We start from the raw sequence: 14,047 nt of genomic DNA on the forward strand, positions 1-14,047 counted from the left end.
CCCCGAAAGACCGGCGGACGCAGCACCTGGGGAAGATTCAAACGGCACTATTGGGGAGTATTGCTCCGGTACTGACAACGGGTGGCGGACTGCTTCAGGCTGATGATCGTAGTCCGGGAACCGTAGGCGGCATTCGCAACACGATATACTCCTTCGATCCGGTTGGAACGTCCGCATGGGAGGATTACGTCTTCGACGGTCCTCTGTCATTCACCGATAACAGTACGGCGATCACGTTCACCCTGAACCTAGATGCCGACGATCCCTCGACAACAACGGGTGCGCTGCCCGGGATGACGCAGACATACATGATAGACCGGGACGCGATTGACGCCGTCAATGCCAGCTGGAATGGCGTGGTATCCAATCGCTCCCAGTGGCGGACAGTGCTGCAATCGGTCCTCGGTAGCTCGGTCAGGATTCTTCAGGATTCATCAAATCCGGAGAAATATTCGATAGAGACCATGGAGGTCTCAGGACGCGGCTCTTCCTTTTATGTGAGCGGCTTCAGTTCGACCCTTTCTGGTGGAAAGACCGCTGGCCTGCAGGATAGCTCCGCCATCATATACGGAACCCGCGCTTACACGTACAGCATATGGGATACGGCATTCGAGCTGAAGCCCGAAGTGGAAGCCTACATCGCTATCACCGAGAATGGCGTCGACAAGACACTCACGTTGACGCGAGACACCGTAATGGCAGTTCTCGGCACCACGACTGGTGAAGTGAACTCGATTGGCGACTACATCCAAGTCCTGAACTACGCTTTTGTCGCCCAGGGAATGGGTATCGAAGCAACCGATCTCGGGTCCGGGCTTATCCGATATGATCTGATCGAAACCATTAACCCCGAGGCTGGACGAAAATCGACCCTGGGCGTCACGGGGGCGGATGACAACATTGGCAACACGCCGACATTCGGATTGCTCGATATTGATGTGACATCGAATTATAGTCTCGACGCCTACATCAGCGGTGTCCAAACAATGCTCTCTCGCGTAATAGACGGTGCTGCTGTTCTCGGTGCAGTGAAAAGCCGCCTGGAGCTGCAGGAAAGCTACAACCAGACTGTTATCGATTCCATCGATAGGGGCATTGGCCGACTGGTTGATGCAGATATGAACGAGGCGTCCGTAAGGTTGAAGGCACTTCAGACCCAGCAGCAGCTCTCCATCCAGGCACTCAGCATCGCCAACGAAAACCCTTCAATGCTGTTACAGCTCTTTAGATAAGCTGCTCGGGAAGCGTTTCACTGCCAACCTCATTTTTCAGGAGGTAGCGGCGAACCGTCCGTGGATGGACGCGGTATTGATCGGCGATAGCAGCCATCGATAGGCGGTCATTGAAGTACGATTGGCGAACTGCCTCGATCTGGTTCGGGGTGAGCGCTGGTCGACGACCGAGGTGCCGTCCTTTCGCTCGGGCAGCCGCGACGCCAGCCATAGATCGCTCCGAGATCAAACAGCGCTCGAATTCGGAGATAGCGCCAAAAATATGGAATACCAGATTACCAGTCGGGGTCCCGGTGTCGATAGCTTCTGTCAGCGACCGAAGTTGCACTCCCCGGCTACGCAAAGAGGAAACGGTTTTTATCAGGTGCGCAAGCGATCTGCCGAGGCGATCTAAACGCCATACGACGAGCGTGTCGCCTGTTCTAAGTCGCCGTAAGGCTTTTGATAATCCGGGGCGGTGGGTGCTCGCCCCCGAAACTCCTTGATCTTCAAAAATGATGTCGCAACCGGCCGCATGCAGAGCGTTCAACTGCAAGTCCAGATGCTGGTCGACGGTGGATACCCGTGCATAGCCTATTCTCATGATCGTTCCGAGATTTCCTTGTCATCGGCGCGATTGACAAAACCAACCGATTTTGTCCGGCAAAATTTGCCGTCGTCCGACGAATGTGTTTGTTCAAGGTTCTCAAGGGATTACGCAATCTACGACATCAATCTTGGTTCGATGACAAAATCGGTTGGTTTTGTCCGGTGCGGGTAGAAGAGGAGCATCACACCGTACCAAGGAGTTTTGTCTGTGCACGGCGTGAAATCCTTCTCCGCCTCCGTCCAGGACTTGATGGATGCCTGGATAAAAAGCAAAGATGGGGCTGATGCTGCCGATATCTATCAGGCTGCTATGCGACCGTTGCAGCCGAATGTGATCCTGGCTGTCGTCGATTGCAGATTTCCCAGTGTGGAAGCCTTCTCAGTCGAATTTGTCCGTCGATACAGTGGGGCAACGAAGGTGCTGGATTTTCTCACGCTACAAGAGCCCTCTGATTTCCGCAGCTTTCCAGATCAGGAATGCCTGAAACATACCGCCGTCCCTGCGTTGACCGAAGTCCTGACGCAGCAGCGACCATCCCTTTCCAAAGGGAACACCAATTTCGGAGGCTGCAAGATTGTCTATGAATGTTTGCTCCTTCCCCAGAAATTCGAAACCGGTCGAAGCGAATGGTGCATCATCTTCTCCAAGATCGATCTCCTGTTACCAGAAGTCTCGGGGTTTGAGACGGATGGCATTGATCTCAGCATTCTCCAGCTACTGACAGAGGGTGCAACGCAGAAAGAAATCGGGCTCAGGCTGGGCCTTTCGCCTCGGACGATTGAACATAGGATCGACCGACTTAAAGGCAGGGTGGGGGCGAAAAATATCCAGCACCTTGTGGCGCTTTGGATCGCGAGCAGGCTGGTGGACGTTTTCTAATGCATTCGAGCGTTTCTCCGTTTTGTCACCACAATGTCCCATCAGCGGTATGGCGAAAGTCAACGAGCCGAGACGGGGCAGCCTGTCACTTGCGGCGTTAAGTGAAGGGGTGGGGGGTACGATCAAAACGCGCAGTTGTTTCTTGTGTAAAGGCGCTATATCTTGTTGAGGCTGATGAGCCGAGTGCGACCGATGTCCGAAGATTTGGAGTTTCAGAAACGCCTTATAAACCAGATTTCATCCGCCATTGAGGGTATGAAGCATCTCAATGAACGCATTTCTGCGAATGTTGAGGCTTTAGGCCGGTTCGACGTCGAATTTACAAAATTGTCGCGACAGAACAATCAATTGAGAAGCGCCGTCCTGGACGTTAAGTCCGAGCTTGGTCACTTTCGGGTTGAAGCAAGTCAGCGTTTGAACGCGATTTTCAGTCGCCTGGATGAAGTTGAAAATGTCGTTGACAACAACTCAAAGCATATCCGAGATTTGGCTGGTGAAAACAGAAGCTATTACAACGATATCCTGACGGCTCTCTAGGACGGGCTTCATAATAACATTTCCGTCCGTGAGCTTACTGAACGTATCGAAGAGTTAGAACGTCGATCTGGAATGTGAGTTGTATGAGTCAACAAGATTTCCTCGGTATTTTACAGATATTCAAGCCGCTGATTTGTCTTGACCCTGTCACTTATACTGCATAACGATCCCTTGCGGAGGTTGGGGACGTACCCCCGGCTGTTATGATCCCAACAGACCGGTCGCCAGTCTCCGCAATTCACGATGACAGATATCGTCTTTGCGCCCGGGGATCACTCTAAATTTAGCTGCCCCTTACCTGAGCACCACCCTGACCGCCATCGTCAAAGGCCACAAGCAGAGTCAGATCGATAACCTGCTACCGTGGAGCACCCGATCTACGTCTCGGATCGACGGCCAAATGCGGTGAGCAAAACCGCACCGATCAAGCCCGATGTCAGTGAACCCAGCAGAATGCCGATTTTCACGTGATCCTGCACGTTCGGATCGTTGAATGCCAGCAATCCGATAAACAGAGACATAGTGAAGCCGATACCGCACAAGAGTGCTACCCCGGCCATCTGTCCCCAGCTCGCTTGTGCAGGAAGCTCGGCGAGTTTGAAGTTTACAAGAACCGCAACCGTGCCAAGAACGCCGACCAGTTTTCCGAGCAGCAGCCCGGCGGCGACACCCATGGTCAGCGGCTCGGTGACGACCGACATGGAAACCCCGGCAAACGAGACACCAGCATTGGCAAACCCGAAGATCGGCACGACGGCAAACGCCACGGGCTTGTGAAGATGGTGCTCCAGCTTATGCAAAGGAGATTCTGCATGAGTGGCTTCCGGAGTGCCCGGCGTGAGTTTCAACGGAATCGTAAGCGCCAGTACGACACCCGCCAGCGTAGCATGGACACCGGATGAGAACACCAGAACCCAGAGCACTGCACCCAGCACCAGGTAGGGCCACAATGCTTTCACGCCCATTCGGTTAAAAATGATTAGGTTGCCGACGACAATAGCCGCGCCGGAAAGTGCCAGCAGGTTGAGGTCGGCGGTATAGAACAGTGCAATTACGATGACTGCCCCGAGATCATCGATGATTGCCAACGCGGCTAGAAAGATTTTCAGCGATGCCGGGACACGTTTCCCGAACAGCGACAGCACGCCGAGCGCAAAAGCAATATCGGTCGCCGTCGGAATGGCCCATCCCCTGAGCGCGGACGCATCGTTCAAGTTAAAGTAAATGTAGAGCAGCGCCGGGAACACCATCCCTCCGGCGGCGGCGGCTCCTGGAAGGATACGTCTGCTCCAGGTCGATAGCTGGCCGTCCAGCATCTCTCGCTTTATTTCCAGTCCCACCAACAAGAAGAAGACAGCCATCAGTGCGTCATTGATCCAGTGCTGGATGCTGAGCGGCCCGATATAGACATGAAGGGTATTGAAATACGCGTCCGTCATCGGCGAATTTGCTGTCGCGATTGCCAGTGCGGCAACGAACATCAGGATGACACCGCCTGATGCCTCGTTATCGAGAAAGTGGCGGAGAGTGGATTGAATGCGGCCCTTGGACATCGTCGAAGACATGGGTTCGCGCTCCTTGTGAGAGGTTGATCGTAGTCTCCGTGGATTTCGGGGGAACCCGCAGCACCGCAGCACGCGCTGTGGGCAATATCTAGCGACTATTCGTCTAGATTTCTACAAAATTCGACCTGCATGAGCCATCAAGTAATCAAGCATGATCCTTGCAAAATACCCGCCGTAATTGCATGTTGATAGGGGTGCGAATTCAATGTGCCAGCGGCACACCGCTTACCCACCATTCACGAGTTCTCATGTAATCATCGCGGCTGCACCGGCACCATTTTGAACGACCGCTCCGAAGCGATGCCACGCCTCGCGAAATTCTGCACGATCATACGCCGTTGGCTGCAACCACATCGATATCTTTCCATTGCTGCTTTTCGCCGGATCACTGTGATGGCAAAGCGCCTTCACCTCTGCCAGGGTCATGATGTAACAGACCGGAGCGTCCGTTTTAGCCTTTATGGTGATGATCCACCAATCAGACCGCAGGTTGTCCAGGTTTCCGCCGAGACCAACGGGGTCTCGTTTGGTCAGTCCTTTGCTTTGAACCCCGAAAAAAATCGTCTCAGCATCGTTCGCGCAATACAGATCACTGCCCTTCGAGTTACGAGCTGTCAGCATAACGTTCCACCCCCGACGGGAGAGTTGCCACGCCGCGTAGTGCAGTGCCGCGTTTCCAGTCACTTGCGATGATTTAACGTCCATAGATCAGGCCTTTTGAAAAGATCATCCGAGTTTGGCGATCTCGTCTTCAAATTCTCGAACGCCCTCGATGGCATCGTTCTCTGACAATCGGCCGGACGCCATCAGCTTTGCGCTGCATACCTTAAACAGTTTGAGATACGCCTTGCCCCTATCATTGAGCACACCCCGATAGATATGAAATTGTCCCGTCATAATTTCGGACGAGGCATATCCCGAGATGATTATGTGCGCTGCATCAGGAACGGACCAGCCGCCCTTAGCGATCAAATCGCTGGCATATCTCCCATTTGTTCTCAGACCCCGGGATACTTCTTGCACGACGGCATCAACCGCCATGTCCTCACGCGGGCCTTGCCCTCGATAACGGATTCGGAATTTTTCAAGCTTCTGCTTCTGCTTCCGCTTGAAAAATCGAAACAACATAATTCCCCATATGCGATTCTTAGAGAATTGACGGAGCGGACGTGACGGCGGCCTTGGCACAGGGGCCTGCTTGGCTTGTTCAAGTGGCTTGTCACAGCCGCTTCATGTGTAAATTTACACAACTTTAGCAGGTGAGATTTAGAATTTCGCGAGATCACTAAATGGGAACAGATATGAAAATTGCGTTTTTAGCCGCCATGATTTTCTACTCGCTAGGGCCAGTGAGTGCATATGCAGATTCAAAACTTTACCTCACCCTTAACAGCGCGAAAGAGAAGTTCGGCGCATGCAATATGGATTTCATCCTGACGAACAATTACGCTAAGGAACTGACCAAAATCGCCCTCAACGCGGTTTTCGTCGACAAAGATGGCGATCTCATCGAGAATCGCCTTCTTGTGTTCGAGCGCACAAAAATGGGCAAACCATCGACTGCCAACTATGTGCAGTTTTTCAAGATGAACTGCAATGAGATCGCTGGCATACGTTCATATAGTATCGCCCCTGGAACACTAGCAGAGGGCAATTACGTATGGCCGAATGACCCATGGTATGAGAAAATTGAAAATGCACTCAACGCCTGTTCAAAAGTCGAGACCTTCGACATATCCTCGTTAAATTCGTTGGACGCGGTTTGCCCCTAATTGGATGGGCAGACGCCAAGGCCGATGGTCTCCTCGCGCCGGAGGAGACATCGGATGACTAGATCGTCTGACATTGGTCTGTCTCCAACGTGATGGATGCGCCATGTCGACATTGGTTGAACTCGTTCCTTACGATCCGAATTGAAATAGATGATTTCGGCGGCTGAAGTGCTGTTGAGCACGACACTTGCCCGTGGAATTTCGGTGACCTCGTCGCCATACACCGGGCATTGCGGTGACAAGCTCTCGCCGAAACCATGACTTTTCCCGGGGGATATGAGCAGTTGATCCTTCATGTGCAGGATACCATGCCGTCCAGACTAACGGACGAGGAGCAGTTCCATCCCAGTTTCGTCGGAGAGGATCGACTGAAGAACCCGTTTTGAAGCCAATCTGCATATAGCCTCCCAAAACCGGTATCGTTGCACTGATATCTTATACGGAGACCCAAATTAGACTCGCTCCGGATAACCGCATTAGGCCAAAATCAGACTTCGTTGCATTAGCGTGTCATTAAACATCCTAGACGATCTCAAACCGAGGACGCTATCACAGGCCAGGATATTAGTATTGGGTAGATCAGCTTAAACAGGACTGCGCAAAGGGTGTAATGAACATGAGAACATCTGCTCTTGGAGGAATTATCGGTATTGCCTGGAGCGCCGCAGCCATAGCGCAGACGGCAGATTTACCAACTCCGCAAGAAGCAGCGCGAGCATACGTCAAAGCGACGAATTCGATGGGAATGGTCTGGGAAAAGAAAAAGGAGGGCGATTATATCGTAACCCTTGGTGAGTGCGCAAAAAGCTCTTCTGGACCAGGCGTGATTTGCATAGCCTCCATCAAGACGAATGTTCCAAACGCCAAGTCATTTCATAATAAGCTCGGTTTTTCCAGATCGCCATCTGGGGAGTGGGTAGCGACATTTGAGCGTTGATATAACCCTCGGCGCGCAAAAGTGTTCTTTTTATCTTGGTTTTCGACCCCAGACGGTCTCCCGTCTGGGGTCGACATTTTGGGCGAGAGTATTATCATCCAACGCTAAAATTGGGGTGGATATCCGGTGACTGGTCGCGCTTAAAAACTTCCTTTTAGCATAAGCTCCGGTGGTCGGAATGCAGTGTTCACGAATGCCCATAAACGCTTGGACGTAATTTTCTGAAAAGACCTTTTTTAATCCAATATCATGAATAAGTTCGGGGTGTATTAGCTCGACATCTAGTCGATAGCCCCGTGATATTGACTGATAGATGGCTTGGGACTGTTCCGCTGTTAACGTGCTGACGATCCCTAAAATACCTCCGACAAAAACTTGTGGCGTGCCGTCCAACCCATTTTTCGAACTTCACCCCCCTTTATTTTATAGCTCAGTGCCACCTTCGTACCGACAAATATAGGCAGGTCATCTTGTTCAGCACTGTTCCGCGTTAAAATTTAGAGGGAAAACTTATCCTTATGGCAGATCAGCGTCACGGTTGATGAAATGTCGTCCGCGTCTTTCGCGATCCCGGTTACCACGAGCTTTCCTGCGCTGTCCAATCGTGCGAACCAAGCGGCGTTAGCCGGAGCGGTAGACATAATTGATACAATAGCAGCGGCTATAACACCCTTCACAATCAGGCTGTCGTTGCGAGGCCCATGTCGAAATATTCTCTGGTATGCCGGTTCACGTACTCATCACCCGCTGCGGCGTATGGATCAATCGATGTCATCTTGAGAACAAATGCTACGAGTTTCATCGTTACTGCGTCAGCCATGTGCGCCTCCATTTCTACGGCTTTTTAACTTCCGGGCGTTATCGCAATGCTAAGGGAGAATAATGATGAGCACATTTATTTACGACATTGAGGGATATGAAGAGGAAACAGTTGTTTCCGTCGGGCTTTCATCAAGCCAAAGATTGAAGTGCGGTCTCGTCCCCGTTTTTGATTTCAAATCTCATCGATCAAGGATTTCTCATCTCGAACATAACGATGGAACTACGACGCCACCAAAGGATTATTGGATCGTCGACACTCTGCTAACGCAGGATTTACCATCGGGATATTTAATGATGCGGAAGGGAGGCGACTACCTAGTTCTAGATGACGACGGCTTCGTTATTTCAGGACCAAGCGATGACCCTGTCGCCCTCACGAACGACGCCTGGAGTCACTACAAAGCAAAATACGGGATCATTTAGTGCCTGAATATCGATAAGCATTATCGATTGAAGCTTGATCGATCCAGCCCTTGGAAATTTTCCTTTGGACGGACGCACTGTCCAGCCTGAGGAGACAACCCGTGCCATAGACCGATTCCGTGCGCTGCGCACGTGCCAGTAATCTTCGTAGTCGATCAAGCTCTTGCCTCGACAAGATATCAGCGTCGCTGTCGATAGTGGGGCCCCGATGCCGTATCATAACGTCCAAAACGGCAAAATTTCCCTCGTCGGCTGACAGTTTCATTGCTGCGAGGATAAGGCGTGCATCGTATGGTGCGTTTGAAATGGCGGGATGATCAGAATCTATGTAGGGGGTCATTCTCGGGCAGCCGAATTGCACTGATCCAGATTTGCCCTTAATCCCCGTCGGCGCAAGTTATCCGTAATAATCCGGCCCGGCCGTGGCGACGAAAAGCTCACGCTGAGCTTTACCGCCCTTATCAGGTTATAGCCGACCCGAGGAGCGACACTCGCAACCTGTTCTAATTCTATTACGATCAGCGGCATAGACGACCGCTGACCGTACCGGAGTTTCGGCGCGCGTCAGCGACACGCGGTTTCCTTTGGCTGCCTCTTGAATATTAGCGTTTGGTTGTTTCAGCTCCAATTTAGCCGAGACGGACATCGCGGCACTTTTATCCACCGGCTGATTGTACTCCCTAGAAATTTTCAACGAGAACGGTAATCTGGAGCCTTTAGGGCTGGGGAGCATCAATGAGTCCGGAATATTCAGTCGCAATTGGCGTTACTTTCGTTCTGGTCATTCCGGTCGCACTGCTGGTTTTCTTGGTGCTGTGGTGGAAGCAGCGCCGAAAAGCAAGAAAGGCCACAACTGAAACCGTCCACCTCAGCGGTGAACTGACCGAGACGAACGCGAAACTATTGAAGGCCGTGGAGCTGGGACGCAAAACACACGAGGAAAAGGTCGTTTTGGCTGAGCGTGTGGCGGGGCTGGAAGATCGGTTTAAGGGCGTCCTCGATGTCGATGCTGAGGTATCCAAGCTTCAGACACAGGTGAAAATTGAGAGGGCGAAGATAGATGATCTACGCAACTCCTATGTAGAGAAGCGGGCCACCTATGATCGCCTGATAAAGGAAGTTGCCGTCTTCGACGAGAAGTTGGCGTTTGCTGAGATGGGCGTTTACGAACCGCACTTCGAGTTTAACGACAGCGAAGAGTACAAGCGCAATATTGAAATCGTGAGGGCTTCCCAAAAGGCGATGGTGACGGCCAAAACAGCTGCCGTGTGCCCCACCGCCTGGACGGTCGAGGGGAGTACCTCAAAGGGCCAAACGATGACTAATCGGAACATCAAGTTGACGCTCCGAGCCTTCAATAACGAGTGCGAGGCCGCAATAGCGAACTGTCGGTGGAGCAACGTCAACGCGATGGAAAAACGCATTGCCACTGCCTTCACCCAGATCAACAAGTTGAACGAGTCCAACCATGTTTCGATTACCGAACCGTATTTGAAACTAAAGTTCCAGGAGTTGTTCCTGACACACGAGTACCGGGAGAAACTCAAGGCCGAACGAGAAGAACGGGCGGAATTGGCTAGGGCAGCCAAGGAAGAGCAGAAACTCATCCGCGACATGGAGCGTGCCGAAGAGGAGGAGGCTCGTTATCAGCGTCTTCTCAATAAGGCCAAGGCCGAAGCCGAGAGCGCGGTCGGCCCGAAACTTGAAGCATTCAATACCCAGATTGAGATGCTGGAACGCGACTTGGCGGAGGCGCATGCAAAGTTTGAACGTGCACAGGCGATGGCTGAGAAAACCCGTTCGGGGTATGTTTACATCATTTCAAACGTCGGTTCGTTCGGCAGTGACGTCGTGAAGATCGGTCTGACACGCCGTCTCGATCCAGCAGACCGCATCCGCGAGCTTGGGGACGCCAGCGTTCCATTTGTTTTTGATACTCATGCCATCATCTATAGCGACAACGCTCCGGGACTGGAGCGTGCTCTGCATGCCGAATTTGAGCCTGTGCGAGTGAATGCCCAGAATTACCGGAAGGAGTTCTTCAAGGCGACTCTGGACGAGGTCGAGACTGCCGTTAAGCGCTTGGCTCCAGATGCCCCGTTCTTCAAAGACGTTGAGGCGCAGGATTATCGGGAGACACTCGCAAAGCGGCGGTCTACCCTTCTTGCTCAGGAAATGGCAGCCGAAGCATTGCTACCCGAGGCGATCTGAGAAAGGACGAGTCACAGGCCCCCGTCAGGAAACCAGCTCTTACTTCATTCGCAACCGTACAAGTTTTCTTGTAGGAAGAGATGGGGGGCGAACGTGACGATCTCGGAGGGACTGGAACATGATCGATCCAATCGTGAGAGCAATTCAGGGGGCGATAATTAATATCTGTCTCTCCGACCCAGCTACCGGTGCCAGGTTGGGACGGCTGAAGCTGCAGCCAAACATGAACATCGGGACCGCGTTGAAGGTGGATGGTGATGTGCTCCATTACAGCAAAGAGCACGTTAAAAGCCTAACCACGTCAGAACTGAAGGACGCTCTAGCGAAGGCGGCCGGGGATAAGGTTTACGGTTCGCATGCCACCTCAAAAAAACATTGACGCGGCGGCTTTTGTTCTCTATTCGTTCTAATCATGAAAAACGCACCTCTGCACATCATACGAATATCCCGTTAATCCGCTGCCTCGTCAGAGGCTTCGATTAATCGCGAGTATTCGAGTGTGTAGATGAGTATCCGGCCGTTGCCTTCTGGCAGGACGTCACGTAAGTCGTCAGCCATCTTCTCCCAGCCCAAATTCAGCCGATGCGTAGGACGCTTCATCGCCAGAGATCAACTGGCGCGTGATGTCGCGTGTCTGTTGGAATTCGAGGACACAGTTTCAAGCTGGAACTGCCGGTCCCTGGAGTTTCGACAGGGCTTGGACACGTATCGCCCTGATTTCGTTGCCGAACGATCTCAGGATATCTTGGTAATCGATGCTATCGGGCAACATCGTCCCCCGCCTTGGATTTCTGAAGCCGTCCGTGCAGAGAACTATACTTATCAAACCTGGTCACGCGGCGACATTGATCCGATCCGCTTGAAAAATTGCAAAGACCTGCTTCGTTACGCCGGGACTGAGGTCCGTCTCGGTGACCGCATCCGGTTGCTTTCCGCGCTTGAAGATCAAGGTTCCCTCACGTTTTCAGAGTGCTTGCAGATGATGAGGGAGAGCCAGCCGATATGCGCGCTGGCGAACATGATTTTAGCCCGGTTTATCGAGATCGATCTCGACACCGCGCTTCTGGGGCCTGACACCAGCGTTCGCAAGTTCTCCCGATAATCACGTATTCTCATATTAGATCGCCAAGGGATCACCATGTCACGCAGCAAAAAGCAAAGCCGTGCGCTTCAATCCATGCGCCAATACGTACTCGACAGCATCATCATCCGCGCTATCAGAGAGCATTCTTTGTTTGCGGCAGGGGGGCCTGGCTTTTTGGTCCTTGTAACGCCTGAAGGATATCTCCCGTCTGAATATAGAGCGTCTGTTTTCGAACACCTTACCCAAGAGGACAGGTTCTACAGAAGCGATGATGTAGGCTGCATTCTCATCAATCTGAAAGATAAATCATCGAAGTTCGAAGACGACTATTACCAGTGCTATAAAAGGGAACGCGTCATCGCTGTGATCGAGAAAGGTGTTGAGTTGCCTTCGGTAATCCGGCTCGCCGCAGACTTGGTCATCGACATTCCCCCCATCACGCCCGACGATCTAAAAGCTGCATCGAGGGCTGTGTTGCGTCTCCCTATGACGGACGAGCAAGCCATCATTGCACTCAGCTATCCACGTGAGCACCTCTGGGCAGCTTTTCGTCCGAGACGTTCGATCAGCGAATCAATGCGACGCTTGAGGGAAACTCCGGTTGCCGCGCCAAGCAATGAGGCGAACCAAAATAAGATGCGGCCAGCCTCTGAAACGCCGATGCTTGCGGACATGTACGGCTATGGTTCGGCAAAAGAATGGGGCATGCAGCTTGCGACTGATTTAGCCGATTGGCAGGCTGGAAAGATCGACTGGGGCGATGTGGATAAAGGCATCGTGCTTAGCGGTCCTCCTGGCGTTGGCAAAAGCATTTTCGCCAGCGCGCTTGCAAAGCAATGCGATGTTCTCTTGGTCGCATCATCACTTGGACGGTGGCAAAGCAGGGGGCATCTGGGCGACCTACTTAAGGCGATGCGAGCGGACTTCGACCGCGCCCGTAGCAATGCGCCGTCTATTATGTTCATCGATGAAATCGATTCCTTCGGGTCACGGGACAGTTTCGACCACGACAATGCCAATTACAGCATTCAAGTCGTGAACGCGCTGCTTGAATGCCTGGATGGCTTGGATGGAAGAGAGGGTGTTGTCGTAGTGGGTGCGACGAACAATATTGATCGCATTGACCCGGCGATCATTCGCGCTGGTCGACTTGACCGACATGTTCGGATTCCATTGCCATTAGCCCCGGACAGGATTGCGATCCTTTCCCAATTGATGGACCACTGCATCCCGATTTCTGAACTCGCAACTCTAGGACCGCTCACCAAAGGTATGACTGGTGCCGATTTGGCAAAAGCTGTTCGCGATGGCCGGAGGCTGGCAAGGCGGAATAAGCGGCAGCTCACGCTGGAAGACCTGAAGGCAGGACTTCCGGAAGCGGTCAAAATTTCTGGTGACCACCGTTGGGCTATTGCAGTTCATGAAGCCGGGCACACCATTGTTGGTACTCAACTGAAATACGGCACGTACCTGGGCACCAATATTTCAGATTTCGTGCGCCCTGACTTAAAGCATCAGATGGGCGGAGCAGCTCATTTCGACATTCCCTCCGTTGGTCGTCGTAGCCAACAATTTTATCTGGATTGTGTTGCAGTGATGCTGGCTGGCCTGGCAGCAGAACAACTGTGCCTGGGAGACTTTAGTGACGGGGCAGGGGGAGGGGAAAACTCCGACCTCGCCGTCGCCACGCGTATTGCAACCTATGCTGAAGCCAAGCTGGGGATGGGAGCGACCTTTCTTCACAGCAAGGCTGAGAGCGATGAGGAACTCGAAAAAATCAGGCTGTACGATGCCGGTTTGCGAGCCCGAGTGGAAAAGACCCTGGCGGACCAATTTGAGAGAGCTAAGGACATCCTGCAAAGAAGACGAAGACTGCTTGAATTGCTCGCGGCCGAGTTGGACACAACCGGTTTTCTATCGCCAGAACGCGTAGTCGCACTGGAGAAAAACATCGCCGTTTCAATTCCTTCGGAATCTCAAATAGTTTGAAGCCAGC

Annotated in this window: 16 protein-coding genes; 10 read left to right on the forward strand and 6 right to left on the reverse strand. The window is 52.4% G+C overall.

Annotation, left to right across the window (positions count from 1 at the left end; genetic code table 11):
- On the forward strand, positions 1-1,232 hold a 1,232-nt coding region (locus tag V6S97_RS12565; RefSeq protein WP_334426946.1), incomplete at its 5' end, for a flagellin.
- Here V6S97_RS12565 and V6S97_RS12570 read toward each other — a convergent pair.
- Entirely contained in the window at positions 1,225-1,815 is a 591-nt protein-coding gene (locus V6S97_RS12570) for a recombinase family protein (protein WP_334426947.1), read from the reverse strand. The genes V6S97_RS12565 and V6S97_RS12570 overlap by 8 nt on opposite strands.
- A 213-nt stretch (positions 1,816-2,028) precedes the next feature.
- On the opposite strand from V6S97_RS12570, the gene V6S97_RS12575 reads away from it, so the two are divergent.
- Together V6S97_RS12575 and V6S97_RS12580 are read left to right on the forward strand one after the other, a co-directional pair.
- A complete protein-coding gene (locus V6S97_RS12575; RefSeq protein ID WP_334426948.1) occupies positions 2,029-2,700 on the forward strand; it encodes a response regulator transcription factor in 672 nt (223 codons plus the stop codon).
- 192 nt (positions 2,701-2,892) lie between these two features.
- Positions 2,893-3,237: a hypothetical protein gene (locus tag V6S97_RS12580; protein WP_334426949.1), complete on the forward strand. Its 345-nt coding sequence runs from the start codon at positions 2,893-2,895 to the stop codon at positions 3,235-3,237.
- Positions 3,238-3,614: 377 nt separating this feature from the next.
- Here V6S97_RS12580 and nhaA read toward each other — a convergent pair whose 3' ends face one another.
- From nhaA to V6S97_RS12595, 3 genes are all read right to left on the reverse strand, one after another.
- Positions 3,615-4,802: a Na+/H+ antiporter NhaA gene (gene nhaA / locus V6S97_RS12585; RefSeq protein WP_334426950.1), complete on the reverse strand. Its 1,188-nt coding sequence runs from the start codon at positions 4,800-4,802 to the stop codon at positions 3,615-3,617.
- Between the two features lie 246 nt (positions 4,803-5,048).
- A complete protein-coding gene (locus V6S97_RS12590; RefSeq protein ID WP_334426951.1) occupies positions 5,049-5,423 on the reverse strand; it encodes a hypothetical protein in 375 nt (124 codons plus the stop codon).
- Between the two features lie 105 nt (positions 5,424-5,528).
- Entirely contained in the window at positions 5,529-5,930 is a 402-nt protein-coding gene (locus V6S97_RS12595) for a hypothetical protein (RefSeq protein WP_334426952.1), read from the reverse strand.
- 161 nt (positions 5,931-6,091) lie between these two features.
- Here V6S97_RS12595 and V6S97_RS12600 point away from each other — a divergent pair, with 161 nt between their 5' ends.
- Together V6S97_RS12600 and V6S97_RS12605 are read left to right on the forward strand one after the other, a co-directional pair.
- Positions 6,092-6,574, forward strand: a complete 483-nt coding sequence (locus V6S97_RS12600) for a hypothetical protein (RefSeq protein ID WP_334426953.1) — start codon at positions 6,092-6,094, stop codon at positions 6,572-6,574.
- 610 nt (positions 6,575-7,184) lie between these two features.
- On the forward strand, positions 7,185-7,511 hold the full coding sequence (locus V6S97_RS12605; RefSeq protein ID WP_334426954.1) for a hypothetical protein: 327 nt from the start codon (positions 7,185-7,187) through the stop codon (positions 7,509-7,511).
- Positions 7,512-7,541: 30 nt separating this feature from the next.
- Here the strand turns inward: V6S97_RS12605 and V6S97_RS12610 are convergent, their stop codons facing one another.
- Together V6S97_RS12610 and V6S97_RS12615 are read right to left on the reverse strand one after the other, a co-directional pair.
- A complete protein-coding gene (locus tag V6S97_RS12610) occupies positions 7,542-7,904 on the reverse strand; it encodes a hypothetical protein (protein ID WP_334426956.1) in 363 nt (120 codons plus the stop codon).
- 286 nt (positions 7,905-8,190) lie between these two features.
- Positions 8,191-8,331 (reverse strand): hypothetical protein, encoded by a 141-nt coding sequence (locus tag V6S97_RS12615; RefSeq protein ID WP_334426957.1) that lies wholly within the window; start codon positions 8,329-8,331, stop codon positions 8,191-8,193.
- Between the two features lie 65 nt (positions 8,332-8,396).
- Between V6S97_RS12615 and V6S97_RS12620 the strand changes: the two genes are divergently transcribed.
- From V6S97_RS12620 to V6S97_RS12645, 5 genes are all read left to right on the forward strand, one after another.
- A complete protein-coding gene (locus tag V6S97_RS12620) occupies positions 8,397-8,756 on the forward strand; it encodes a hypothetical protein (RefSeq protein ID WP_334426959.1) in 360 nt (119 codons plus the stop codon).
- Positions 8,757-9,491: 735 nt separating this feature from the next.
- Positions 9,492-10,967, forward strand: a complete 1,476-nt coding sequence (locus tag V6S97_RS12630; protein WP_334426961.1) for a DUF4041 domain-containing protein — start codon at positions 9,492-9,494, stop codon at positions 10,965-10,967.
- Positions 10,968-11,085: 118 nt separating this feature from the next.
- Positions 11,086-11,346 carry a hypothetical protein gene (locus V6S97_RS12635; protein WP_334426963.1) on the forward strand — a complete coding sequence of 87 codons (261 nt, stop codon included), beginning with the start codon at positions 11,086-11,088 and terminating at the stop codon, positions 11,344-11,346.
- A 318-nt stretch (positions 11,347-11,664) separates the two neighbouring features.
- Positions 11,665-12,069, forward strand: coding sequence for a hypothetical protein (locus tag V6S97_RS12640; protein WP_334426964.1), 405 nt, complete (start codon positions 11,665-11,667; stop codon positions 12,067-12,069).
- 36 nt (positions 12,070-12,105) lie between these two features.
- The gene (locus V6S97_RS12645) at positions 12,106-14,040 is read left to right on the forward strand and encodes an AAA family ATPase (RefSeq protein WP_334426965.1); all 1,935 of its coding nucleotides are present in this window, start codon (positions 12,106-12,108) and stop codon (positions 14,038-14,040) included.
- Positions 14,041-14,047: the final 7 nt, after the last annotated feature.

This window comes from Agrobacterium sp. CCNWLW155 (assembly GCF_036888815.1).
Taxonomy (GTDB): Bacteria; Pseudomonadota; Alphaproteobacteria; order Rhizobiales; family Rhizobiaceae; genus Agrobacterium; species Agrobacterium radiobacter.